This window comes from Sulfuritalea sp., from assembly GCF_017302275.1.
Lineage (GTDB): Bacteria > Pseudomonadota > Gammaproteobacteria > Burkholderiales > Rhodocyclaceae > Sulfuritalea.
This window is the reverse complement of record NZ_JAFLDR010000013.1, coordinates 36,567-61,494: the sequence shown is the minus strand read 5'-3', so window position 1 is coordinate 61,494 and position 24,928 is coordinate 36,567. Positions and strand designations below refer to the sequence as shown.

General features: G+C 56.6%; 20 protein-coding genes. 3 read left to right on the top strand and 17 right to left on the bottom strand.

The window, feature by feature from the left end; genetic code table 11:
* Positions 1–33: 33 nt before the first annotated feature.
* From J0M27_RS09240 to J0M27_RS09200, 9 genes are all read right to left on the bottom strand, one after another.
* Positions 34–1,110, bottom strand: a complete 1,077-nt coding sequence (locus J0M27_RS09240; protein ID WP_294990309.1) for an autotransporter outer membrane beta-barrel domain-containing protein — start codon at positions 1,108–1,110, stop codon at positions 34–36.
* Positions 1,111–1,223: 113 nt separating this feature from the next.
* A complete protein-coding gene (locus tag J0M27_RS09235) occupies positions 1,224–3,965 on the bottom strand; it encodes an O-antigen ligase family protein (RefSeq protein ID WP_294990307.1) in 2,742 nt (913 codons plus the stop codon).
* 2 nt (positions 3,966–3,967) lie between these two features.
* On the bottom strand, positions 3,968–5,104 hold the full coding sequence (locus J0M27_RS09230; RefSeq protein ID WP_294990304.1) for a glycosyltransferase: 1,137 nt from the start codon (positions 5,102–5,104) through the stop codon (positions 3,968–3,970).
* A 120-nt stretch (positions 5,105–5,224) separates the two neighbouring features.
* Positions 5,225–7,096, bottom strand: coding sequence for a hypothetical protein (locus tag J0M27_RS09225; RefSeq protein ID WP_294990301.1), 1,872 nt, complete (start codon positions 7,094–7,096; stop codon positions 5,225–5,227).
* Positions 7,097–7,382: 286 nt separating this feature from the next.
* A complete protein-coding gene (locus tag J0M27_RS09220) occupies positions 7,383–7,730 on the bottom strand; it encodes a hypothetical protein (protein ID WP_294990298.1) in 348 nt (115 codons plus the stop codon).
* A gap of 8 nt (positions 7,731–7,738) precedes the next feature.
* A complete protein-coding gene (locus J0M27_RS09215) occupies positions 7,739–8,839 on the bottom strand; it encodes a glycosyltransferase (RefSeq protein ID WP_294990295.1) in 1,101 nt (366 codons plus the stop codon).
* 21 nt (positions 8,840–8,860) lie between these two features.
* Positions 8,861–9,838 (bottom strand): GDP-L-fucose synthase, encoded by a 978-nt coding sequence (locus tag J0M27_RS09210; protein ID WP_294990292.1) that lies wholly within the window; start codon positions 9,836–9,838, stop codon positions 8,861–8,863.
* 7 nt (positions 9,839–9,845) lie between these two features.
* Positions 9,846–10,928, bottom strand: coding sequence for a GDP-mannose 4,6-dehydratase (gene gmd, locus J0M27_RS09205; protein ID WP_294990289.1), 1,083 nt, complete (start codon positions 10,926–10,928; stop codon positions 9,846–9,848).
* A gap of 33 nt (positions 10,929–10,961) precedes the next feature.
* The gene (locus J0M27_RS09200; protein WP_294990287.1) at positions 10,962–11,993 is read right to left on the bottom strand and encodes a GDP-mannose 4,6-dehydratase; all 1,032 of its coding nucleotides are present in this window, start codon (positions 11,991–11,993) and stop codon (positions 10,962–10,964) included.
* Between the two features lie 231 nt (positions 11,994–12,224).
* Between J0M27_RS09200 and J0M27_RS09195 the strand changes: the two genes are divergently transcribed.
* Positions 12,225–12,890, top strand: a complete 666-nt coding sequence (locus tag J0M27_RS09195; RefSeq protein ID WP_294990285.1) for a hypothetical protein — start codon at positions 12,225–12,227, stop codon at positions 12,888–12,890.
* Between the two features lie 47 nt (positions 12,891–12,937).
* A complete protein-coding gene (locus J0M27_RS09190; RefSeq protein ID WP_294990282.1) occupies positions 12,938–13,780 on the top strand; it encodes a class I SAM-dependent methyltransferase in 843 nt (280 codons plus the stop codon).
* A 98-nt stretch (positions 13,781–13,878) separates the two neighbouring features.
* On the opposite strand, the gene J0M27_RS09185 is transcribed toward J0M27_RS09190, so the two are convergent.
* Both J0M27_RS09185 and J0M27_RS09180 read right to left on the bottom strand, forming a co-directional pair.
* Complete coding sequence (locus J0M27_RS09185) at positions 13,879–14,448, bottom strand: IS630 family transposase (protein WP_294990279.1); 570 nt, start codon at positions 14,446–14,448, stop codon at positions 13,879–13,881.
* Positions 14,364–14,876, bottom strand: a complete 513-nt coding sequence (locus J0M27_RS09180) for a winged helix-turn-helix domain-containing protein (RefSeq protein ID WP_294990276.1) — start codon at positions 14,874–14,876, stop codon at positions 14,364–14,366. The genes J0M27_RS09185 and J0M27_RS09180 overlap by 85 nt, the downstream gene beginning before the upstream one ends.
* Before the next feature lie 424 nt (positions 14,877–15,300).
* Between J0M27_RS09180 and J0M27_RS09175 the strand changes: the two genes are divergently transcribed.
* Positions 15,301–15,660 (top strand): FkbM family methyltransferase, encoded by a 360-nt coding sequence (locus tag J0M27_RS09175; protein WP_294990273.1) that lies wholly within the window; start codon positions 15,301–15,303, stop codon positions 15,658–15,660.
* A 60-nt stretch (positions 15,661–15,720) separates the two neighbouring features.
* On the opposite strand, the gene J0M27_RS09170 is transcribed toward J0M27_RS09175, so the two are convergent.
* The 6 genes from J0M27_RS09170 to J0M27_RS09145 form a co-directional block, all read right to left on the bottom strand.
* Complete coding sequence (locus tag J0M27_RS09170; protein ID WP_294990270.1) at positions 15,721–16,401, bottom strand: hypothetical protein; 681 nt, start codon at positions 16,399–16,401, stop codon at positions 15,721–15,723.
* A 42-nt stretch (positions 16,402–16,443) separates the two neighbouring features.
* Entirely contained in the window at positions 16,444–19,449 is a 3,006-nt protein-coding gene (locus J0M27_RS09165; RefSeq protein ID WP_294990268.1) for a hypothetical protein, read from the bottom strand.
* On the bottom strand, positions 19,446–21,659 hold the full coding sequence (locus J0M27_RS09160) for an FkbM family methyltransferase (protein ID WP_294990265.1): 2,214 nt from the start codon (positions 21,657–21,659) through the stop codon (positions 19,446–19,448). Before J0M27_RS09160 ends, J0M27_RS09165 begins: the two co-directional genes overlap by 4 nt.
* A 73-nt stretch (positions 21,660–21,732) precedes the next feature.
* Positions 21,733–22,449, bottom strand: a complete 717-nt coding sequence (locus tag J0M27_RS09155; protein WP_294990262.1) for a sulfotransferase domain-containing protein — start codon at positions 22,447–22,449, stop codon at positions 21,733–21,735.
* Positions 22,446–23,864, bottom strand: a complete 1,419-nt coding sequence (locus J0M27_RS09150) for an ABC transporter ATP-binding protein (RefSeq protein ID WP_294990259.1) — start codon at positions 23,862–23,864, stop codon at positions 22,446–22,448. Before J0M27_RS09150 ends, J0M27_RS09155 begins: the two co-directional genes overlap by 4 nt.
* Positions 23,854–24,684 carry an ABC transporter permease gene (locus J0M27_RS09145; RefSeq protein ID WP_294990256.1) on the bottom strand — a complete coding sequence of 277 codons (831 nt, stop codon included), beginning with the start codon at positions 24,682–24,684 and terminating at the stop codon, positions 23,854–23,856. The genes J0M27_RS09150 and J0M27_RS09145 overlap by 11 nt, the downstream gene beginning before the upstream one ends.
* Positions 24,685–24,928 lie beyond the last annotated feature (244 nt).

Below are 24,928 nucleotides of genomic sequence, written 5' to 3'. Positions count from 1 at the left end.
GTCGGCGCTGAACTGCCGACCGTTCAAACTTGCTTAGAAGCGTGCGCCCAGGTTCAGCATGATCTGGTTGTTCTTGATCTGGCTGCGGTTGAGCTCCGACGAGTACTGCAGGCCGCCGTAGAAGCCGCTCGGGACGCTGAACTTCAAGCCAAGCACGGCCTGGAAGGCATCACGGTCATTGGCGGCACCCGCCTGGCTCGGCGCGCTGACGTCATAGATGTAATTCAGGCCCGCATAGGGGACGAACACACCGGCGTTATAGGCCGCCTGACCACCAAAGCGCAGTTGCGACAGGCTGACGCTGGCATCCGGCACGAAAGTACCGTTGGACATCGTGTAGGCGCCCAGCTTGTCCCTGACCGCGAGGTAGGAACCGCGCCCGGTGAGCATCCACTTGTTGTCGTTGCCCGCCATCTGGCGATACGACATACCCAAGCTGGCAGTACGGCGATTGTCCGTCATGCGACCCGTAATACCGGTGACTTCCGTATCAACCGTGGTCTTGCCCCAGCCAACCGACATGTCAGCCGACCAGTTCTTGTTTAGCGGGATGCCGACATACGGCGAGTAGGTGGTTCCCTTGCCGGTCAGCTTGCCACCGACGAAGTTCAGGTTGATGTCGGACTTGTCGGCAGCAATGGCCATACCGGCCACGATATTGTTCCTGAAGGTGTAGTCGACACCGATCAGGCCAACACGGACTTTGCCGCTGGATTGCAGGGGAGCGTAATCGTAGGACACAGTATTCTGCGAAGCGGCAAACCACGCGTTCCATGCCTTGCCACCTGGGGCTGCAGCCGCACCGGTCCCGCCCTGTCCTGGAAGTGCCAAACGGGTAACACCGGCGGGGAGTGCCGATTGGGCGCCGCCAAAACCGCCACCCGCAGCCGCGCTGCCAGCAATCGCGCCAACCGTGCTACCGATGGTTGCCGCCGTCGCGGCGCCGGTTGTCGTCAGAAGGCCGGCAACCAGGCCGGGATTGTTGCTGGGTTGAGCTGCCGCTGCCGCTGCCGCCTGGGTCGAGGAAGCAGTGGCAGATGCAATGCCGCTTGCACCGACCAGCCCAAGGGCGATGAGTGTTTTGATTGAAACGCTGGTTGAAATCCGCATGGCTCGATTGCCCCCTTATTGCTTTCGATTTAATACCTTGCCATATGGCAGGGTTACTAGCTACCAATATTATCAGATTTGCCGCCAGCGTGTCCGCAATGAATATGCAGAAGCTATTTTTGTTGTATCCCGACAACAGCCAGCAGGCGTTGAATTCCGTTTTCGTCGAGCCGCTGCCTGGCTCGCTCAATGGTCTCGTTAACGGTATCCATGTCATTGATTTGTTTTGCCATAATCACCCTCTCGGAATACGGCTCGATCTCGTTGGGTATAGCGGCCTCCATGTGGTCAAGCAGGCGAAATGCGCTCCGATTGTCCCCTTCATTGAACCTTAACTGAGCCCAGTTTCGTAGCAGCAATGGCTGGTTGGGGAATATTTCATACGCTCGGGCAAAAAGCTCGTCGGCCTCCAGTGCGGCTTTTCCGCCATCTTCAGGCGCAAATGGTCGAATGGCAGAAAGTGCCCGTATCTGCATCACGTTGGCAACGGCAAGGACGATCCACGGGTCCGCGGGGAACCGGCGCATGGCCTCCCGTGCCTGATCTTCGGCTTGATCCAGCAGGCCGCGAATTTTCGGGAAATTTTCGGCCGAGCTGGAATGCTTGACTTCTTCCATGGCGCGGGCGAGCAAATCGAAGGTTCGCTGCCGCTGGTAGTGACGCTCGTGGGGCATCGCAGCGATTGTTGCCAGCAGGATCCGATCGCTGACATCGGGTTGCTTGTTTGCCGCCCAGTTTCCGACGGTCGATCCGATGTCGGCTTTGAGTGCCGTCAAGGCGAAGAACCCGGCGAGTCCGGCGAGTACGAATGCGGGAAGTGCGACGAACATGGAACGGATGGAAATCTTGGGTTCTGCCGTCATCCGACCCTGCCGCCAGGCCGTCACCGCCGCGGCGACGGAAATCAGGAGGATGAACAGGCCGCCGACGCCAGCGATACCGGTGAGTCGGGCGACATTTTGCGGATCGACAAGCGGCCCGACATTCGGGACCAGTAGCCAATGCAGCATCGCATAGGCGGCCGCGAATCCCGTGACGATCGTGGTCCAGCGCAACACGTGAGCCGGACGGCCACTGTCTGCCGCGCTTCGAATCCATGCGTGGAGCGCGCCGAGTGCCAGCAGCGATCCGATGGGAATCCCGCTCAGCCACCAGCGCTCGGTTTCCTGGGCGCGCATGCTCGCATCCAGGGCGACCGCCGGCAGGAAACTCGCGCAGGCGGCGATGATTGGGAACACCACTGCCCACGATGGGGTGGTCGCGAGCACGGGGCTTTCCTCGCCGGCCGGGTTCGACAAGCCCGATGCCACGGCAAGCACCAGGGCGGCGATTCCGAACGAAATCAATCGGCTGGTCAGGGTCGGAATATTCACCTGGACGTCGATCCAGAACACCAGTAGCGACGAGGTGAGCGCAGCCAGCAGCATCCACAGTTCCGGGCGCGAGCGGAGGCTTTCGGGCAAGCCATTGCGAGAGGCGCGCCAGGCGAAGGCCGCCAATACGAGAAGCCAGCCACCACCGACGCCGATCCCCACGGCGGGTACCATCGTCGATGGCAGGCCAACGAACCGGGCCAATCCGGCGGCTATCGCAGCGACTGCGAGGGGTATCAGCGTGAACGCCAGATACAGCCACCTGCCGCCGACTCCGAAGAGGGCTCTCGCTGCCGCGATCAGGACTGCGCTGAACAGGCCGAAGTAAGCAAGCCAGCCGAAAATCCCGTAGTTAAGAGCGATGTCCAGCGTGTCGGCGTGGAAACGGTCGTAGGAGTTCGATTGCCAATAGCCGTCGACCTGCATCACTTCGTCCGGCAGGTGCGGGTAATAGTGGGTGTATGCGGACTCCGGCCCGAATCCGAACAGTTTCGCGGAGGTGGGTGCCGCGACATAGGTTTCCGTGGCAGCCTTCCAGATGCCAAGGCGTGCCGCCGTGCTGCGCGAAGCCAGCGAGGTCGCGGTTCCCGGCTGGCTGCCTTCCAGGTTGTATATCAGCCGTCCGAGCACGGGAAGGTCGCGGGCCACGCGCTGGGCAGTGACATTGGCATTGATCAGCACCAGCATGGCGATGACCGCGACCAACAGGACCCCGATGGCAACGAAGGTGCCTCGCGACCGCCTGAATCCGGCCGCGAGGACGGCCAGCAATCCCAAACCCAGGACCAGCGCCAGCAGCGGCCCGCGGCTTTGGGATATCAGCAGGCCGGTGGCCTGGAGCAGGATGATCGGCAGCCACAGGGCCAACTCGGCCAGGCGGTGACGCCCAAGCCAGCAACGGACCACCGCGACCGGCAGCAGCACTGCGAAATACGCGCCTAGGAACACCGGGTTGCCCAGCGTCCCGTTCGGTCGCCCCGGATCGCGATTGCCTACGAAAAAGAAATCCAGGCCCAGGCGTTGCTGGATCGCATAGGCGGCAGGGATGACGCTGGCAAGCAGGAGCAGTTCCACGATCTCGATGACGCCAGACCGGGAACGGCCCGGAGTCCAGCGCAGGACCGCAATGAAGAACGCGGCGTAGGCGGTCCACGCGAGAAGCCCTTCGCGCCTGAAATAGCCGCCGAAAAACGCTACCGCCGGCTGCGCCGAGAGCAGGGTCGAGATACCCGCCAGGAGGAGGAATGCGAGGAAGCACAGCGTGGCCACCCGCGCTTCGCCGGACCCCGCGCCTTGCCGGCGCCAGCCTTTGGCCATCAGGATCGACGCCAGGGCAAGCAATGCCAGTGGCTCGGCGAGTGCAAGCTTGGCGACCTCGTAACCGCGGTCCATGATCGAACTCATCATGATCGGCGTGGCGGAAACGATTGCCAGGATGAGCGTGCCTGCCAGGGTGTTCCAGAATGTCGCGTGTCGCAGCATCGTCAGGGTTTTTCCGTGGGTCCGGGTGGCGTACGCCGCAGCGACCACCAGCGCGGCGAGCGGAAGCGCACGATGCGCACGTAGGCATACACGTAGGCTGCCGCAAAGACGATGCAGCCGATCTGCAGGACAAGCGTCTTTTGCCAGAAGACCACCGCCGGCCCCACGCCGATCGACGTGAGAATCCAGAGATAGGGCGAGGTCAGCGCGTTGCCATGTTCGTGCCTGACCTGCATTCCGCTCGGGCCGGCCAGCCAGCGCACCAGGCGCTTGTAGATCAGGTGGTGCAAATGCGCGATGTCCGGCGCGCCGGGATGGGAGCGGCGGACAAAGGCGCGGCGGTAGATCGAGAACAGCATTTCGCACACCGGGTAGGAACACAGCAGCGCCGGAAACCAGGCCGATACCTGCGGGTTGCGCGCCACCAGCATGATCAGCAGTTCGCCGATCCAGAACCCCAGCAGGTAGGCGCCACCGTCGCCGAGGTAGATCAGGCCGCGCGGAAAGTTGAAGAGCATGAAGCCGGCGATGGCGCCGATCGCCGTGAGCGACGCCGTCAGCACCACGAGATCGCCGACCTTGAAGGCGACGTAGGCGATGCCGACCAGGATCAGGCTGGCGACGCCGCCGGCCAGCCCGTTGAAGCCGTCGATGATGTTGAATGCATTGACCAGGCCCGCCACCATCAGGCACGAGAACGCGATGGCCACGGCGGGAATGGCGAAAGCCACGTCGAGTGCGGGCACATCGATCCGATTCACCCAGGTGTCGAGGAACAGTCCGGCCAGCAGCGCCGAAACGAATGCCGCCACCAGTCGCAGCGAGGGACGCACGCGCTGCGTGAAATCGTCCGCCAGGCCGGCGACAAACACCGGTGTCGCCGCCAGCAGCAACCAGAGGCTGGTCCCCGCAATCGCCGAATCGTCGAACAGCCGCAGCGCAAGGCTGAGCAGAAGGCCTGCCGCCACCCCCAGTCCGCCCGCGCGCCCCCAGCCCTTGAGGTTGGCCTCGCGGGTCCATGCCGTCAATCGGGTTCCGGGCGGAATCCCCTGTTGCAAGCGAGAGTCGGCAAAGCTGCGACGCATGACGAAGAGCGTCACGACCAGGGCCGCCGCAAGTGCCGCAAGAATGAATGCCATTTACCGCCCGGCGCCGTGGCGCCAACCCGTCAGGAGAGAGGGCGCGATCATAATTCACCCATCATCGTTTATCAAACGGATCGTCGTGAGCCGGGAATGGCTTGCCGCCGTCGGTAGTCGCTACAACTTCAGGCGTCGCCCGTTGCCGCACAGCACGTTGCGACCTTTCGAGTTCATCACGACGGTGACCTCGTATTCGCCGGGAGGCAGGCTTTCGGCGGAAACCACCGCGCGGTATCCGGCCTTGACGAAGGCGGGGATGCCGAAATGTCGCGCCACGTCGGGGCGTTCCTGCACTGACGTGGCCGCGTGGTAGCGACGGCCGTTGGCGCCTTCCAGTCGAACGTAGGTGGCCTCCGCCAGGACCCTTTCCTCGTCGTCGACCGCCCAGCCGTCGATCCGCAGCGACTTGCGATCCTTGACCGTCAGCACGGCGTTCTCCCACAACTGGCCATCGAGCGTATCCATGTAGCATCCGGTGCCGAAACCGAAGGCCTGCTTTTCCATGCCGTCGGGCATCGTCGTGGCCAATTTGACTGCAACCGGCTTGGACGCCTCTGTTGGAAGAGCGGCCACCGGGGCGGTAAGCGCGGGCGGGGTCGCGGCGGGTGGCTGAGCCACCTTTGCCAAGCCTGTTGGCGCAAGAGTCGGTGGCGGCGCAACGGCGGGAATCTTCCGCGAAGGCGGTTCGACAGGCTCGCCGCGAACTGGGGTGCCGGAACGATCTGCAGGCGGTGGAGTTGGAGTCGGCGCAGGGACGATTGCCGGCAGTGCGGGCTTGGTCGAGGGTGCCTTGGCGGGTTCCGTTTTGGGGGCGGGCGGCGGTGAGGCGGGGGCGGCGGCAATCGCCATTGCCAAAGGCTGGGGCGGTACCGGCGACGTTGCTGCCGGCGCTACCGGAGTTGGCGGCAAAGGCACTTTCGCCACGGCGGGCGCGGGAGTCGGCGCTGGCGCAACGGCGGGGGTCGCCGCCGGGAGCGTGACGGCCACCCGCGGCGGCGCATCGGCCGTGGGCGGCTTTGCCGGACCGGAGGAAACCGGTGGCGGAGGCGCCACCGAAGGGGTCGTTGCCGGCAATGCAGGCAAGACGGTGCCTGCCCTCGGTGTCACGGCTATCGGCGACGGTGGTGGGGAGGTGGCGACGGTCGGCACTTGGGGTTTTGGCCGCTCCGGTGTGGCGGATGTCGCCGCAGTCGGGACCGGTGGGGGCACAGCTGGTTGGGGTGCCGCCACCACGACGGGAAGCGCAGGAGTCGGCGCTGGCGCCACGGCAGGGGCGACACTTGCAACGGCGCTTGCCGCCTTGAGATTCACCGCATCCACGCCGGTCGATGCCGGCGAAATCTCCATGGCCGCATGGGCCCGCTTCGATTCGGGATCGAGAACGCGGGTCTTGAAAATGGTCGTGTGCTGGTCGGCACCGCGCACCGGAATCGGTTTCGGCGGGCCTTTGGGTACGCCATCGACGAACTCCATTCGGGCCAGGCTGGTCCACGAGCTGACGCCGTCGTCGAAGCGATCCAGCGTCTCGCGAGTCCATTGGCCCAGCCTGACGCCGTTGTTGGCCCTGCCCGAGTAGTAATGGGTAAAGTGCTTGCTGCGCCCGCCTTCGATGAACACCCCCTCCTGCCGCAATACGCCGGTTCCGGAAATCAGGCCGTCGGTGCACTTGCCATCCCAGGTGACCGACCCGCCTACGGCGATCTCCTGCATCCTCTGGACTGCCGATTCCGTGGCCAGGATTCTGCATCCCCCGGATTCGACGAAGACGTACAAGGCACCCTTGTCCGGCGCTGCCGATGCGGCCTTGGCCGCCTTGCCCCTTTTCGCTTTCGCCTTGGCTTTCGCGTCTGTCTTCTTCGCGGGCGCGGCCTTGCAACGGCCGGCGCTGTCGGCGCGCTTGCTGCCCTTGCAGGTCGCGGCGTCCGCCGCCGGAGGAATGGCAATCAATCCGGCGGCCAGCGCCACCAGGGCAAACAGCATTCTGCTCAAGGTCGCGTTTCTCCTGTTCCCAATCGGCGAGTTGTCGACGTCGGCAAGTTTATCGAGGCTAGGGCGCGGCAAATCCATGGATAAAGGGGAGAACTGCTGGCCATGGGGGCGGCAAAGCATCGAGTGCGCGACGCACGCCGTGTTGCCAGCGCCGACATTCATGCGATCGGGCGGATCGTGGGCAGTACCCCTCCGTCGATATCGGAGCGGGATGCTTCGAGTGTCCGGGTTCCCCTCCTTTCCGCAGGATTCGTTGCAGTTGCCTGCTTACTCCGCGGCCTCTTTCTCAGCTTGTGCCCGGACGCATGCGTTGCTGGCTGCCGCAAGCGCCCGAAAACACGCCGCCATAGCTCGCCACCATCTTCTCGAAGCCATTCAGCGCTGCGAACTCCGACTCCGACCGGGCGGCCATCTTGCCGCCGTGGTTACGGCCATGCAGGAGTGGCTTGCGTCGCTGGGCCTGGGCGATGTGATGCTGGGCAACACGACGCCCACATAGATTGGTCTGGGCCTCCTCGCTGAAGCGGCGATCCGAATCGGCGTGATCTCCCGCTCCCTTGATGGGAGAAGCCTCAAGCTTGCGCACGAACAAGTCGGCGAATGAAGAAGTCGGCGCTGGCGGGACGGCGATCAACCCCTCGCCTAAAAGAACTCCACCCCATACAGCGCCCACGACTTCCGGGCGGCACAGGACAATTTCAAACTCAGCAAGGGTGTCGAAAGACTGAACGCCGGTATGTCGTAGCAGAAGCCCGTACCGGACTTGCATGAAAGTCTCGTGCCGTTCAAATGGACATCGGGCTCGACATCCAGGTCGCTTCGTACCCATAGCCCGACAGGAGGCGAAGGTTTATACCAAGGCAGCAAAACGTCAGCTTCACCAGCCACTTCATTCCCGTGCCGGGAAAGACCGTAGGCATTTTTATCGCCACCCGGGCCGGGCCCCTTGAATCGCTTTTTTTGCCGGCTATAAAACTCCATCATCCGCAGCAGAACACGCTCGATTCCGGTGACGTCCAGGGTTTTCAGGTCCTGGTAGTAAAACCCCGACAATGATCTGAGGGCCGCTATCGGGGAGGAATTTCGCGCGACATGCCGGCCGATTTCCTTGAATCGTGCCCATGACCTGCTGGCCGTTTTCGTACCCCGATACATTCTCACCACGGACAATGGCTTATCAAGGTAATGAAACTTCGCGCCGGCACGATAAAGCCGCGTCCACAAGTCCCAATCCATGATGTAGTGCAAATCCGGATTCAAGCGCCCGATCCTCGCCAGCGCCGTGCGCCGCACGAAACACGATGGCTGGCAGATGAAATCTTCCCTTTCTATCGATGACGTGCCAAATTGGCCAATCGGAAAATAGCCGATGAATTGGTCGCTATCGTCCACAAACACTGCGTCGCCATAGACCACGTCCACCTCCGGATGGCGGATGAAAACCTCCTCGACCGAGTCAAGAGCGTTCGGAAAGTAATAGTCGTCGGCGCAAAGCCAGGCAACGATGTCGCCGTCCGTGTGGTCCCATCCCTCCTGGATTGCCGCCGTCTGGCCGGAATCGGGGCCATGCCGCCGATAGCTCAGCAAATCGGCGTAGTGCTCCAATACCTTCTGCACGCTCTCGTCGGGCGTTGCATCCATCACGGCAACCCGAATATCGGCACGCTGAGCCCGAATGCTCTCCAACGCGAAGGGCAGAAAATTGGCGTGATGAAAAACGGGAACCGCAAGGCTGAAGATCACGGGATCAACGCGCAGCAGAAGTCAGTGGTTATCAACAAAATCCCGATAAGCCATCGCTAGCCCTTCCCGTAACCCCGTCTTCGCTTTCCATCCAAGTGACTGCAGCCGTGACACATCCATCAGCTTGCGGGGGGTGCCATCGGGTTTGGTAGTATCGAATTTAATGCTGCCTTGGTAACCGACGATATCTTTCACCGTTCCCGCCAACTCTCTGATGGTCAGGTCCTCGCCCACCCCAATATTGACTACCGGTGGCATGAAGATTCCCGTCCTGGCTTCGTCGCTGCCCAGCAAGGTATTAAAGATTTCATCCGGCAGGTTCATGAGATGGATGCAGGCGTCGGCCATATCTTCGTTGTACATGAACTCGCGTCGCGGGGTTCCCGTGCCCCATACAACAACGGCGGGCGCCTTGGCCAATTTGGCTTCGTGAAACTTGCGGATCATCGCCGGTATGACGTGGGAGTCCATCAGGCTGTAGTTATCGCCAGGGCCATAGAGGTTGGTGGGCATGGCAGCCAGGAACCTGGTGCCGAATTGCCGGTTGTAGCTCCAGCACATTTCAATGCCTGCGATCTTCGCCAGCGCGTAGGCCCGGTTGGTAGGTTCCAGCGGGCCGGTGAGTAGGGACTCTTCCTTGAGCGGTTGTGGCGCAAGCTTGGGGTAGATGCAGCTGGAACCAAGGAATATCAGGCGCGCGACCCGGTTCTCATAGGCGGCGTTGATGATGTTGGTCTGGATGGCAAGATTCGAAAGGATGAACTCAGCCGGGTAGGCATTGTTGGCATATATTCCGCCGACCCTTGCCGCCGCTAAAAAAACGTAGTCGGGCTTTTCCCGGGCAAAAAGGTCCTCGGTGGCTTCCTTGTTAGTGAGGTCGAGCTCGGCATGGCTGCGGGTCAAGATATTGTCATAGCCACGCGCGCGAAGATTACGCACCAAAGCGGAACCAACCAGGCCACGGTGGCCCGCGATGTAGATCTTGGCGTCTTGATCCATCACGGCCTTACTCGTGGTAATCAAAGGCTGCGTAGCCATGCTTCTTGACCAGCTCGTCGCGCTCGGCGCTCTTCAGGTCTTCCCGAACCATCTCGGCGACCAGTTCGGCGAAACTTGTCTGCGGCGTCCAGCCCAGCTTTTCCTTCGCTTTTGTCGGGTCGCCCAGCAGGGTTTCGACTTCGGTCGGGCGGAAGTAGCGGGGATCGACCTTGACGATAATCTTGCCATTGTGGTCGGTACCGGTTTCGTCAACACCCTGCCCTTGCCAGGTAATCCGAATGCCGAGTTCCGCGGCGGCAGCATTGACGAAGTCTCGCACACTGTATTGCACGCCGGTAGCGATGACGAAGTCTTCTGGCTTTTCCTGCTGCAACATCAGCCACTGCATCTCCACGTAATCCCTGGCATGCCCCCAGTCGCGCAATGAATCCATGTTGCCGAGGAAAAGGCAATCTTGCAGCCCGAGCTTGATGCGCGCCAGGGCACGGGTGATCTTGCGCGTGACGAAGGTCTCACCGCGCACGGGGGATTCGTGGTTGAACAGGATGCCGTTGCAGGCGTAGATGCCATAGGCCTCACGATAATTTACCGTGATCCAGTAGGCATAGAGTTTGGCTACCGCGTAGGGGCTGCGCGGGTAGAACGGCGTGGTCTCCTTCTGCGGGGTTTCCTGCACCAGACCGTAGAGTTCGCTGGTGGACGCTTGGTAGAACCGGGCCTTTTTCTCGAGGCCGAGGATGCGGATCGCTTCGAGGATGCGCAAAGCGCCGAGAGCATCCGAGTTCGCCGTGTATTCCGGCTCCTCGAAGCTGACCGCGACGTGCGACTGGGCGGCAAGGTTGTAGATTTCGTCGGGCTGCACTTGCTGAATGATGCGAACCAGGCTCGACGAATCAGTCATGTCGCCGTAATGAAGGATGAAGTTGCGCTGGGAGACATGCGGATCCTGGTACAGGTGATCGATGCGATCCGTGTTGAACAATGACGCACGCCTCTTGATGCCGTGAACGATGTAGTCCTTCTTGAGCAGAAACTCGGCCAGGTAAGCACCATCCTGACCTGTGACGCCTGTTATCAAAGCTGTTTTCATTGCCCATCCATTCTGAGAGATAAATTTTTGATCTTAATTGCCGCCAGCATTAGCAGTGATCACGGCACTCAAGTGCTCCAGTTGCGCCCTGACCATGTTACCGATCATCTCGTCAAAGCTGACCGTTGGTTCCCAACCCAGTTGCAGGCGGGCCTTTGAAGGATCCGCCAAGGATTGGCCCGTTTCCAGGGGACGCACGAGCGCAGGGTCGCTCACCACGAAATCCCGCCAGTCTTTACCAACGGCACCGTAAGCGGTTTCGCACAACTGCTTCAGTGTATGCAGTTTGCCGGTGCCGATCACATAATCATCCGGGCACTCCTGTTGCAGGATCAACCACATCGCCCGCACAAAATCGCCGGCGTAGCCCCAATCCCGGGCGATCTCGAGGTTGCCAAGCGCCAATTTGCCATGCTGCACTATCGGCCTGCCCAGTTCATTGAGTGCGGGCGAATCCCCAATGCCCAATGCCGCGCAAGCAGCACCGTAAGCGACTTTCTGAGTCAAAAAGTGCAAAGGCCTTCTCGCGCTCTCATGATTGAACAAAACCCCGTTGGCAATGTACAAACCATAGCCTTCGCGGTAAATCCTTGCCATTTGATGCGCATAGACTTTGGTTGCCGCATAAGGGTTTACCGGATTGAACGGTGTTTGTTCATTCTGCGGTGATATCTCTGCCCGGCCGAACATTTCGGACGACGAGGCGTGATACACCCGGCAGGCCGGGCATTGATGGCGCACCGCCTCGAATAGCCGCTGCGCCCCCAGACCGTTAACCAGCAAGGTCTCCGGGGCTCGCGCCCAGGATTCTCCCGGGCGAGCTTGGGAGGCCAGGTTATAGATCTCGGCAGGCTGGGCATCCTGAATCGCTGACGCAATATCCACGCCCTCGGACATATCGCCGAGCAGCACCTCGATCCGCCCCTCCAGATGGCTTGCACTGTTTGGCCGATACCAGCTTTCACGCCGCGCAAAGCCGAAGACCCTGTAGCCCCTATCAAGCAAAAACTCGGCAAGCAAGGAACCATCCTGTCCACTGATGCCAGTAATAAGTGCTGTCCTCACGCCGTTCGTCGCCTTTGAGATTTAAAACATGGAAAGCGAATTCCATCGGGGCCAGCAGGCTTACCCATGAACCAAAGGGCAAGACTGCGATCCTATCGTGCGAATTACCATGCAAAGATCGCTTGATCTCCCGGAGGCTTTATATAAGAGATTAAGGGCATAATTCAATTTGACTGGAAATGCTTTGGATCTTCATGGTGAAAGTCATCAAGAATTCGTGCGGAAGTTCAAATGCCTCTCAAAACCAATTCGGCTAAGTACAACGATCTTCTGCCAGTAGTTTCTCTTCATGTTCCTAAATCTGCTGGCAGCAGTTTCCACAACGCCCTTTTTAGTGCTACGCAATATGGATATAAAGTCATCAGCTACTATCCTGATGTCGGGTATAGCTTACCGAGCGACTGGAACAGTCCGAGAACAATAATTCACGGGCATTTTATTCGACGTTTGGGGCAAGGCGTTGAGAAGATTTGTCCCGATGTCAATCAGTTCATTGCGGTTGTGAGAGATCCATTCGACATTTGCGTATCTGCCTATTACTACGGATTGTCCATGGGTTTTGAGTGGGCTAAGACACTGGATATCGACGGGTTTTTGCATTGGTGGCTTGAACAAGATGAAGGGCCACTACTTGGCTCGCTTCCCCCAATCGAGGAGTCAGAGCGAATAGACGAATACACTCGCAAATTTTTGCACATTGGGCTAGCTTCCAATCTGAGTGAATTCGTCAAGGAAATTGAGCCAACGTTTGGAGTTAGGTTTGGAGAGTTGCCATTTTTAAACTCGAGTTTGTCTGCGAAAAGTTGCCCAGATCTGCGGAGAGATTTTCGAAGGAAGCATTGGCGAGATTACGAACTCTACGATTTCGTTCGAACCGACGGCAACACGATTCGATGATTGCGACAATATTGTCGATTTGGAACAAAACCTTTGGGAGCAGGACAATGTCACTCGTTCAATCGTCATCGTTAAGCAAGGATGAGATTCAGTCTCTCATCCGTACCGTTTCTTGGTATCACTCCGTGGAGCTACTTCCTGGGATCGTTGCCCCGGGCTCATTGCCTCGCGGCGGCCGATACGATATCGAAAGCTCGCTGCGATTTGTTCAGGAGAACTCGGGCGGGCTGGCTGGCAAGCGCATTCTTGAAATTGGCACCTGGGATGGGCCAATGGCTTACAAGTTGAAGAGCCTCGGTTGCGATGTCGTTGCGACAGATATTCAAGATCCAACTCATACTGGATTTGAGATCACTGGGAAGATCACCGGGCTTAATGTCCCGTATGTCAGGTGCAGCGTGTACGAATTGCCGAAGCATTTTGAACAAGAGTTTGATGTCGTGTTGTTTCTCGGCGTTTTCTATCACCTGAAGTATCCGATCTTGGCGTTTGAACGCATTGCACAAGTGCTCAAACCGGGGGGGCGTGTGTTGGTCATGGGATCGGGTGTCAGTCATCGCTTCGAGACTCTCGAGGGCAAAGAAATATCAGCAATAGAGTGCGAAGAATTCCGACGCACCTCGGATCGTATGGATGCCGCTGGTGTTCCCTTGTGCCTCGCTTACCCAGGCACCTTCGTAAAGGGAGACAACTGGTTCATGCCCAACCGAACAGCGTTAAAAGGGTGGATGACTGCGGCAGGATTCAAGGTTGGACATGTTTATGGAAATGCAAGTGATTACGGCACGTTAGCTCTGAGCGGATGGGCCGAGCGCATACTCAGTGAGCCTGTTAGAGAGCATGGGCTTATGGGGGCGCCTGGTGGTTACACATCAGATTTGGCGATTTGAATCAGGCAGTTCAGCCTTGAACGAGGATTGTGGTATGCAAAGGCGCCCTACCATGAATAGCTCGCTACTTCTATTGAGACTCGTATAAGTAGAGGACATCAGAACGCAAGCTCTGCTTGTTGCCAGAACGCGGTAATCAGCGTTGGTCTGCGCTGCATGGATTTGAGCCGATTACGGGCGAACTGACCGACTTCGCCGATGGTGTCGAGGCACAGATTGGCAATCTCATGCTTCTTGAGATAGGCCCAGATCGCTTCAACCGGATTGAGTTCGGGGGCGTAGGCTGGCAGGCGCGCCACCGCAATATGTCCGTTCAGTTCTTCCAGCCAGGCGCTGACCTTGCGGCTGCGATGAATCGCTGCGCCATCCCAGATGATCAGCAGCGGCTTTTTGATCTGACGCTTAAGCGCACCGAGAAATTCGATGATCTGTTCGGAGCGGATCGCGCCGGGAAAGAATCGAAAGTAGAACTGCGAGAAGGACAGCCCGGCAATGGCCGAAAGTTGCTTCCAGGTGAAACTGTGCTGAAGAACTGGCGTCTGTCCGCGCAGGCTCCAGGTGCGGGCGACGCTGGGCCGTTCGCTCAATCCGGATTCGTCGATGAAGACGATGGTGCGGTCTTCTCGCTGGGCTTTTTTTTGAGCGCAGGCCAACCGTGCCGCTTCCACCGAACAATCTCCGGCTCGTTGCGCTGGATGGCGCGCTTCTCGGGCTTCTGGCAAGAGAAACCCAGTCGGCGCAGTAGGTGCCACAAATGGCCGGTGCTGTATTCCACGCCAAACTGCCGGGTGATGACTTTGCCGATCCGTGGCAGCGTCCATAGCTCGGTCGGATACCCGGCTGCCAATGCGCCCGCCATGAGTACCTTCCCCAGTTCTCGCTCCTGCCCCGCGTCGAGTTGGCGTGGCCGGCCCAAATCGCCTCGCTTGAGCGATTCCTTGCCGCCCTCGGCCAGTCGCTGTTCCCACGTCGCTACCGTTTGTCGCGCAACACCCAGTTCCCGGGCGACCTCCGACTTCGACATGCCGCGCGCCAAGAGCTTTGCCCCCTTGAGCCGACGTTTCTCCAACGCCTTGAAATCCCGCTTGTGCTTCATCGTCGCACCTCGAAACGAACACAAGCAGATTAACGTTTCTATCCATCATGGCGTTGACAGTTATTTATACGGTTCTCAATAATTGAAGGCAGCGGCATCCAGATCAATACCATTTTGGATGTCGGTGTGCATTATGGCGGCACTGATCCACTAATCGACGTTTTCCCAAACAAGCCACACGTATTGTTCGAGCCCGTGGATATTTACTTCAATAGCATTCGGCACAAATATTCCGAGATTGATCATCAGATCGTTCAGGCCGCTCTCTCGGATGAAGATGGCGAAGCATATTTAACCAATATTTCACTAAATGAAACAGGTGAAATAACGCACTCATTTGTCGAGTTAGAAAAAGCGACCAAACAGACTCAACCAAAACTCGTTAGTTGCTCCTCAATACGGCGAGCCAAACTTAGATACATTGATGACACAGATTCACACCCGTCCGCCGTATATTTTAAAGATTGACGTTGACGGTCATGAGTTGCCGATCATCAGAGGCGCGGAGCAAACATTAAGACTTACCTCAGTCGTTATTGTTGAGGCGCCACTTAATGCGATCATCGAAAGGGCTGGCCTTCTTGCAGAAATGGGCTTTCAGGTATTTGACATCGTCGACCTAACTTATTACCGCAATAAACTCGCAATCGTCGACCTGATTTTTGTGCGTAAAGATCTCATTTCTTCAATGGAATCATTGAACCCGTGGATTGATACAAAGTTTTCTTGGGAGCAATGGGAGCCACAAGATCAAAAGTATTACGAGTCACGTCGATTGCCCTGAGTTCATATTTCCTTCTCATTGCAGTAACTGATCCACGTCAGTCCCGCCCCTGAGCGCCCTTTAGCTCGCGTGTGTTGGGTCGGGCTGCCGGAGCCAGCGCTCACCGGCCACCCGTAGGAGTTCCTTGTAGAGATCAGTGTCGCGCGAGAAATAACAGCTCAGGTGGCCGAAGTCGCGATTGTGCCGGCTCTCGTTCACCCAAATGGACCGGTCCAGCCTCAAGCCGCAATGTGTTGAGATCGCTTCGAACGAGACCTCCAGGTTCTCGACGGAAAGGATCATCAGCCGCTCGTCGACGGCGAGGTTCTTGAGGTAGTAGTCGCTATAAAAAAATCGAATGTGCGGCAGTTGCGCGAACTCTTCTATCGCCATGCGCCCGTCCTTGATCGCTGCGACCTCCTTGTGCCGCCTTCTTGTAACTTCGTTGTCGGGAAGCAACTGCTGCACGAAATGAAACTGCGAAACCGCGCGCTCGAGCGGGTCCCTCAGCAGGATGACCTTCCGATCGTAGAGCAGGTCGTCGTAGGCGCACGCGGCGAAGTGCCCGAAGACGATCCACGCGGGGACTGCCACGAGGCGTCGTCTGATCTTTTCCTGCTCGATTTGCCCAGCCGCTGTGTCGGCTTCATTGTTCCAGGTCGGATGATTGAAATAGTCAAGATAAACGTCGCCGCGAGCTTCGAGTTGCTTCTGGATCGATGAACCGGCGCACTTCGGAACATGGGGGAAAACGACCTTCATGGTTGATCCGGATTAGCCTCAAGAGATCCGCGAAAGCTCAATCTAGAGATTTTGATACAAATCGGAAGCGGCAATATTACGGAAGAAACTATCGTAGCTCAGGCATTCTCTAATTTGGCTATTCTGCTGCAGGTAGTCATGTGCCGCTCTAACTCGACCCGGATCGCCAATCAGATGGGATGCCTCTGTGAGACTTTGCATGTAGAGCGGATACTCTCTACCAAGGTATTCAACCACGGCCGGAAGCGGATTGATGAGCAGGGGAGTCCGTCGAGCGATGCACTCGGTAACAATATTGTTGGCTGCTGTTGCGTAGAGCCAGCACAGCACAACAGAGCTACTCAGCAAGCTGTCGTACTCCGTCGCATCGACCATATTGAAAATTCGAACAGAATCGTTTTTCCGGTCGCCCGATACCTCGATTTCACGCCGAAGAAATTCCGCTGTGTGCTCCTTCATCAGCATAACCTTCTCGTGGCCAGGAGCCGAAATCTCGAAGATCGCCTGCAAGTTGCGAAGCCAATCTCCGGACTGAACGATTCTCGGCCTTTCTTTGTATGCGGAGAAGTCGAATTCCTTGACTTCCAACTCAGTCGGGAACTTAACAACGCAGCTTGGGATATCGGGATACCAATTAGCAAGGTCGCGACACAGATCTTCGCAGAGACAAATAATTCCACGACAAGACGGTAATGAAGCGCGCCAAAGTTCCGTCGAAAAAATAACTTCCGGGCTGACATTTCGCTCGAACCACTCGGGGGCATCGAAGGGCACGTGAAGGATTCCGATCCAATCGCTTTGCAGCGGCCGAGGATTTGTGGAACTTGCTTCGCCGTCGTCGTTCCCCCATACAAATTGGCGCTCTAGAAACGGGATGAAAGTCACGCCGCCCTCGCCACGATGTAGCGGAAGGAGGCTTTCGATGAGCTTGTTGAATGAGTTTCTATGTTCACCGAAACTCTGAGTCAGTCCGGTCAATTTCAGCTTTTTCCGAAAGCTGTGCTTTGTTTGCTCGCGGAAAAAGAAGGCTTCGAGAAACTCGTGTTCGACCCGCGCATGCATCGCTTCAATACTTTTCCCCCGCCTGTTATGAGATGTGGGATTCACAAAGTAAAAGGACAGGGGACGGGAATCCAAGTACCCTTTTACTCCATCTCGCGTCACCTTCAACCAGAAAGCCCAATCTGCGAACGTACCGAATCGCGATTCTTCAAAGTAGCCGAAACGGTCATGAAGCGACTTTCGCCATACCGGCATGCAGTGTGGCAGGTTGTGTGGTACCAGTTTCCATTGCCCATCGATTTCACGTTCAAGGCGAGCCAATTGTTTCATGCCGAAATCTCCGGCTTCGTCTTGGTACCACGGCGCAGAGCAGTCAATATCAGCGAGTTGTGACCCATACACATAAAAAGGCACAAGTGCCGAGGCAGCAACATCTGCGTCAGTCCTCGATTTAAGTACGCTTACCAATGTAGATAGCTGCTGTGGGTGCCGAAGATCATCAACATTCGCATTGGAGACATATTCGGTCGGGGCTATCCGAATGCCTGTGTTCCAGCATTCATAGAGGCCGGGGTCCGTTTTGAACCATCCGACAATCAGATTGCTATAGCCTTTGCTCCATTCCCAAATGGTGCGTTGCTCAAGCTCACTTAATGTTGATATTAGAAATGCATGAACGCAATGCTGGTAACCGTCCAGGCCAGTGATGTTCAGCCGAAAACCTTCAATGAAATTGTCGGTCTTGAAAATCGACGTAATTAGCGTACAGAGTTGGTCGCCGCCCGCCTGGTCCGGGAAGCTGACAGAGTTGCCTATGAAAGGCCTACCTAAACGGGCTTCAGAATAGGTGCGGAGGTCTGGTTGCCCCCTTGGCGCGCAGACACCGGAATCTTTGTCTACGCCGCGGAGGTCCAATACCAACCCATGAAATTCAGTAATAAGTTGGGGAGTCAACAGATCAAGCCGCCGAATCAATGCCACCGCATGATGGTAAGTCTGCTCTCCAAATACAAGCCTTTTTATGACCGAGTCAGTGTTCTCGACGGGTGAGAAATAGACTGTTCGAGATATCGCACCGACGTGCCCAACAAATCCAGAAGAAATTACCTCAAGATCTTCCACCAAGACAACGAGATCACGGTCATTGATCTTGGCAATTGTCTCAACCACATGAAACACCTCTTCGTTCTGGCATTGATCAAGAGGTCCTGCAATCGCAAGGTAAAGTGCCGCCCGCTGGGTATCGCGGGGTAATGGCATATATCCGGACTCAATCCATTGAGTACGATTCCATGGCACACCAAAACTATGGTAGGGCAATATGCAGCGGCTGATAAAGTGCCACTGGAACCTGTCTTGGTCGGCTTTTGTCAATCTCCTTTCGACGTAATGGCCGTGCTCCTTAAAATTATCTTCGTGATGCTCGAGGGCGATGTCCAGGCACGGATTCAAAATTACGTGGCCAGATGAAATCAACTCGTAGGCGAGCATGGAATCGCAATCCATTTGCCCCATCGAAAAGAAACCGACATCGGGCAATCGAATTGGTGGACGGAACACCCACGCGTCCGCTGAAAGGTAATTTGGCAAACCGGATTGCTCGCGGAGCTGCGGGCCCAACACTCCGCCGACATTGTCTTGTCGAGTTAGAGCGAGTATCGCTAGATGACCCATTGATCTAGCGGCATCTAGAACGCGATTGCAGCCAAGAACATCGTGTTCGCTCGTAAAACTGACATCTGCATTGACTACAGCAACAGAAACGTCGGCGGCAGTTGAAAGCCAGTTGCAGTGAGCCAGAAGGTCCTGAAAAGATGGCCTTTGATCAAAAAAGTAGGCATGTACTTTCGGGTTCTTAAGTTCGGGAATGGTTTCTACCAACGAAGCAATCGTTGTTTCCGTAAATAGATGTATCCGTGCAATTGCCGGATTCTCAAGATGCCGCTTAAGCGCCTTAAGAACCGGTATGTGATCGACACCTTCATGCAAGGCGAACGTCGTCACAACATGAAACTCCCTCATTTCTAACGATTCGGGAAAAATCATTCCTTTGGATCTCTCATGGCTGCAACACATTGTTCGGCTAACGTTCTTTCTTTATAGCCGGATCTCGCTACGCGTTGCAGGAGTTGCAGCGCGCGCTGGCGGCTCCCAATGCTTTCATAAACCATACCCAACTTCAATACAATTGACATATTAGAGGGGTCTGTTCTAAAAGCATGCTCGAGTTCGGATATACATTGTGGCAAGTCGCGATTCGATTCATTCTTCTGGGTGTCTGCAGATTTGTTCAGATACTGTGTCTGAGATTGAACTTCCGAAGATTGGACAATAGGTTTGCGAGATAGCGCTGGAGAACGCAATTTGCCGTCATGCAATCTTTGTAGAATGCCCATCGACAGTGATTTGAAACTGGCCAATTGCATTACGGGCCAATATCTTAACTTTCTACTCAATTCGACCTTTGATCGACACCATCCGGGGAGAAACGGCTTCCACAGAATCAGCCGTTTCAGTAACGCCCTGCGACTATTCACGATACTTTTCAATTGAGCATTGTCAAGACGCTCTTTCGCCAACAAGCTATCAGCGCTTTCCGCCCACTCGCGCAATTGCCGGGACGTTTCCCTTTCCGCGAATAGCATTTCGTCCGACCGCTTTGCCCAATCTTGCAACTTGGCAGAATGTCTAATCTCAGCCACCAGTCGGGCATCCGAGCGCTCCGCCTGTGCGCGCAACTGTCGTGAAGCCTCTTCTTGAGCCGTCAGGGCGCTTTGGCCCTGGCTTAACTGACCCTGCAGGTTCTTCGAGTTCTCGCGCTCCGCCACTAGTCGGGCATCCGAGCGCTCCGCCTGCACGCGCAACTGTCGTGAAGCCTCTTCTTGAGCCGTCAGGGCGCTTTGGACCTGGCTTAACTGGCCCTGCAGGTTCTTCGAGTTCTCGCGCTCCGCCACTAGCTGGGCATCAGTGCGGTCCGCCTGTACGCGCAACTGTCGTGATGCCTCTTCGTGAGCCGTCAGGGCGCTTTGGACCTGCCTTAACTGACCCTGCAGGTTCTTCGAGTTCTCGCGCTCCGCCACTAGTTGGGCATCAGTGCGGTCCGCCTGTACGCGCAACTGTCGGGATGCCTCTTCTTGAGCCGTCAAGGCGCTCTGGATCTGACGCACCTTATCGGCTTGCTGTTTCGAGATACGGTGTTCGCTGTCCAATTCGGCGGCTGTTTGTTGCGCCCACTTGCGTAGCTCTTCTGCGTCCTTCCTTTCATTCGTCAGTAAGCCTTCGATCCGTTCGGCCCACGCGCGGAGTTCCTGTGACAAAGCGCGCTCCTTCACTACAGCCGCGTCCGCCCCCTCAGCCCAGCGCTGTAAGTCCCCATTCGATTCGGCCAGACGCTCTACTCGATGACGTAAGTCAGGAACCTGCTCAGCTAGCTGTTTGAAATATTCCAGGTTCTCCAGTTCCTTGAATCGCGTGCATGCCGCTGCCCTTTGAAGAACATCGGTTGCGATTTGTTGATTCAGTTTGCCGGATGCCGCAAGGCGACTATTTACATAATCCACGTCTGCGCATGCAAAGAGGTTCTTGTACCAGATCGGGCCGTCGGGATTAAATGGGACAACCTGAAGTTTTTCTGGTCGGAATTCACACAAGGTGTAACCCAACCCCACCAACTGCCTGTAAAGATGTTCTGTACTCAATCCACGACGCTGAAGGTTGCTCTCAGTAAATTCAACCATCAGTACAGGAAGAAGCCCAGCCGCAATTGCGTCTTCGCCGCCGATAAGCGCTTCGATCTCGGACCCCTCAACATCGATCTTTACAAGCGCAACAGTATTGCCGTCTGCATCCGAAACGAGTTTGTCTAGCGTGAGAGTGGAAACATACTTGCCTTCCGCTTCGCTTTCGTCAAAAACGACGTGATCATAAGCAGCTTTGCCTTTCTCCCCTGTGAGGAAGCGAATCTTTCCTAAAGTCTTCCAAACCGCGGCCCGAATCGTGGTGGAATCACTGACGTTGTTTTGCTTCAGGTTGCGGATCAGATGCTTTGCCGTACGAGCATTGGGTTCTATTGCGACCACCCGCGTTTCACCGTTCGTTACCTTGGCTGCGAGTATCGAGTAAAGGCCTATGTGCGCGCCGCAATCAATAAAGGTATCGCCGGGGCGGAGGTAAAGCCAGAAGAAAGCTTGCTCCGCCGCTTCAAAATACCCTTGGCGAAGCAAGTTGACCACTTCCTCGCCGAGATCGTGGTGCAACCAACCTACATGCGGGATGTAAGCGAGGCTACCCGAATCCGCCGGAGGCGTGCCGGATGAAGTTGGTATTTTTCTAGTCACAGGAATAGTGCAGAGAGAGAAGCCACGGCTTGTACCGCTCAGTCAAAAAGCGTTGCTGGTCTGATGATAGTTCGACTCGCCACCCGCCCACCTCTCCCTTATGAATGTGATTGTGGTGGAGCAACTCATATTCATCATAAACACTATCTTTGGTAGCAATCGTTCCGGATTCACGTCGCCTAACGGCTTCAATACGCTGCTTCTGAGCCGGAATAGTGAATTGCTTCGCGAGCAGATTAATCTCTTCGTTGCCCAAATTCGCACCGAGAAAAGAAGAGATCCTAAAGACTTCGTTTCTGAGATCGCCGATCGTGTCTTCGTAGCAGCTAATGAGAACGTTTGGGGTACCTGTCCATGCGCGAAAATCATAAATTGCCTGATCTAACCACTGTGCGTCAATCAGCGCGTCAAACGTCATATCAAATTTTCTAAGGGCGGAAACCGCTACATCGCGAATATCTCGATAGCAATACACAACCATTGCCTTCTCTGAGTGACAAAGGTCGGCCATCACCGGAGTGCATATGTGAGCCTTGAAAACTCGCATCTCAGTATCGTTCGTATTTGAACCGACCAGAGGTTCAAATTCAGACTCAGGCACATACTTCATTCGATGACCAAGCCCCGCGCGCTCAATGATGTTCGACGCAAGCTGAAACTGCAAAGTTGACCCCGATCTGATCATTCCTGCGCAAAACACCCAAGTCATCGGTCTTCCTTGACCGTGGCGAGTGTCAATCTTGTCTCATTCAGTACGGGGACAGAAACCGGGTGGCGAACATAGGGAAGCACCTGCAAGTAGTAGGCTTGGTGAATTAGATCGGCAATCTCTCCATTCTCGAAATTGAAGTGATCGCCAGCGTACTTCTGCCCGACCGGAAAAAGCAAAACTCCGACTTGGCAATAGTATTGCCCGGCCTGAAGAGGCAAGATGAATCGCATTGATGCCACAAACAGTTGGCCTACCGTTCCTTCAATCGAGCCAGAGAATGTCGAATCCCTAACTACCATCAATGGCATTCCCTGGCGGTCATAGATCTGGATGCTCGTGTGAAAATCCCGCTGAAGATTCTGATTCAGCTGAATCAACAAATAGGCGGACACCGCCTTGGTTGCTTCTACGGACTCAACAACGCAGCCTTCGTCATCTACAAGAATGAAAGATCGGATCGTTACTGCTTGGCTACCTTCATGCTGCTTTTCCAACAATGCTGGACAGTGCAACTGAAGCGCTTTCCAGGTTGCATCCGAGACCACGTCCAGATTCAATTCTGGCGGTTGCGCAGGTACAAGAGGGTCTGCTTCTTGAATTCGAGCCGGCAAGAATCTCTCACTCATGCAGTCCTGCTCGTACTGTCGGCAAATGTCATTGGCAGCGCCCGCAAGAACCACGACACCACGGTCAAGATAGATCGCTCTTTCGCAAAAGGATCGCACGGTACTCATACTGTGCGAAACGAAAAGAATCGTCCCGCCGCTTTCCCGCAACTTTCTCAGCCTGGAAAAGCACTTTATTTGGAAAGGCATATCTCCAACGGCAAGCGCTTCGTCAACAACCAGAACCTCAGGATCAACATTGACAGCCACCGAAAATGCCAATCGAACAACCATTCCGCTTGAGTAGGTCTTGACTGGCTGGTCTATGAATTCTCCGATGTCAGCAAATTCGACGATAGCCTCATAGCGAGACTCGATTTCCGATTGCGAAAGCCCAAGAATCTGGCCGTTCAAGAACACGTTATCGCGGCCAGAGAATTCCGGATTGAATCCAGAACCGAGTTCCAATAGGGCTGCAATACGCCCCGTGGTTTGAATGGTCCCATTGGTCGGACTTATCGTACCGCAGATCATTTGCAGCAGCGTGGACTTACCACTACCGTTGCGGCCGATGATGCCAACTGTTTCGCCTTTGTTGATCTCGAAGGAGACATCTTTGAGAGCCCAGAATTCCTTGAAATAGGTAGGTGACAGATCGTTTGGACCTGGGAACAGCTTCCTCAATGGTGGTAAGGCCTGACACAGTTTCGGAATGATGAACTGTTTGAGGCGAGCGCGCGGTGTGCTGTACATCTCGTAGCGTTTACCGAGTTTGCTGACGCGGATCGCGATATCGTCACAGGACATCGGCAAATCCCTTTCTGGTCTTCTGGAACCAGGCATAGCCGGCCCAGGCGATGCCCACGGCGATCAGGGTGTAGATGCCCAGTCCGGCCCAGTCGGGCCAGAACCCCCAGACAAGCGCATTGCGCGCCTGCTCGATGATGAAGGTGAGCGGATTGAGCATGATCAGCGGGCGCAATGCTTCGGGCACGGCCGTCAGTGGGTAGAACACCGGCGCCAGAAACATCATGACGGTGGTGAGGAGCCCGATGGTTTGCCCGACATCGCGCAGGAACACGCCGAGGGAAGCCAGCATCCAGGCGAGACCAAGGCTGAGCAGGACCAGCGGGAACAGCACGAAGGGGATGAAAACCGCCGTCCAGTGAATGAAACCTTTGAACATCGCGTAGGCGGCAAGCAATACGCCGAGGCTGATGACTGTGTGGAACAAGGACGCGCACATGGCGATCACGGGCAGGATTTCCAGCGGGAAAACCACCTTCTTCACGTAATTGACGTTGGAGAGGATCATGCCGGGAGCGCGGTTGAGGGCTTCGGCGAAGAGGCTGTGCACAATCATGCCGACGAACATCACCACGGCAAAGCCGGTGTTGCTTTCCTCTCCGCCATCGCCCCAGCGCGCCTTGAAGACGACCGAAAAAATGAAGGTGTAAACCGCCAACATCAGCAGGGGCGTGAAGAAGGACCAGGCCAGACCCATGAACGATCCCTGGTAGCGGCCGAGCACGTCGCGCCGGGTCATCTGATAGATGAGCTGGCGGTTGCGCCAGAGGCTCTTGCCCAGGGCTGCAAGGGATGTGGGTTGAGCAGCGTGCGGATTCATCGGGCATTCATGCCTGCGGACTTGATGAAACTATCGGGGCTGAATTATATCGGGGCAGGCGCCGTCCCGGCACCTATCCAAGAGCGTTGCGGCGCCTGCTTCACCGCCGTCGGGTTCTTTGGTCGGAGGGCTCGTTGATGCTCTGTGCGAATTGTTCTGCTGTTCGGGACGTTGGACCTGTCGCGTGAAAAGTCGGCGCTGGCGATACGGCGGAGATGTGTCGCGAATCGGCCGGACAGGAATA

Coding starts and splice junctions, on each gene's coding strand:
- J0M27_RS09240 (WP_294990309.1), bottom strand. CDS start 1,110: ATGCGGATTTCAACCAGCGTTTCAATCAAAACACTCATCGCCCTTGGG.
- J0M27_RS09235 (WP_294990307.1), bottom strand. CDS start 3,965: ATGCTGCGACACGCGACATTCTGGAACACCCTGGCAGGCACGCTCATC.
- J0M27_RS09230 (WP_294990304.1), bottom strand. CDS start 5,104: ATGGCATTCATTCTTGCGGCACTTGCGGCGGCCCTGGTCGTGACGCTC.
- J0M27_RS09210 (WP_294990292.1), bottom strand. CDS start 9,838: ATGGATCAAGACGCCAAGATCTACATCGCGGGCCACCGTGGCCTGGTT.
- gmd (WP_294990289.1), bottom strand. CDS start 10,928: ATGAAAACAGCTTTGATAACAGGCGTCACAGGTCAGGATGGTGCTTAC.
- J0M27_RS09195 (WP_294990285.1), top strand. CDS start 12,225: ATGCCTCTCAAAACCAATTCGGCTAAGTACAACGATCTTCTGCCAGTA.
- J0M27_RS09190 (WP_294990282.1), top strand. CDS start 12,938: ATGTCACTCGTTCAATCGTCATCGTTAAGCAAGGATGAGATTCAGTCT.
- J0M27_RS09180 (WP_294990276.1), bottom strand. CDS start 14,876: ATGAAGCACAAGCGGGATTTCAAGGCGTTGGAGAAACGTCGGCTCAAG.
- J0M27_RS09175 (WP_294990273.1), top strand. CDS start 15,301: ATGACACAGATTCACACCCGTCCGCCGTATATTTTAAAGATTGACGTT.
- J0M27_RS09170 (WP_294990270.1), bottom strand. CDS start 16,401: ATGAAGGTCGTTTTCCCCCATGTTCCGAAGTGCGCCGGTTCATCGATC.
- J0M27_RS09165 (WP_294990268.1), bottom strand. CDS start 19,449: ATGATTTTTCCCGAATCGTTAGAAATGAGGGAGTTTCATGTTGTGACG.
- J0M27_RS09155 (WP_294990262.1), bottom strand. CDS start 22,449: ATGACTTGGGTGTTTTGCGCAGGAATGATCAGATCGGGGTCAACTTTG.
- J0M27_RS09150 (WP_294990259.1), bottom strand. CDS start 23,864: ATGTCCTGTGACGATATCGCGATCCGCGTCAGCAAACTCGGTAAACGC.
- J0M27_RS09145 (WP_294990256.1), bottom strand. CDS start 24,684: ATGAATCCGCACGCTGCTCAACCCACATCCCTTGCAGCCCTGGGCAAG.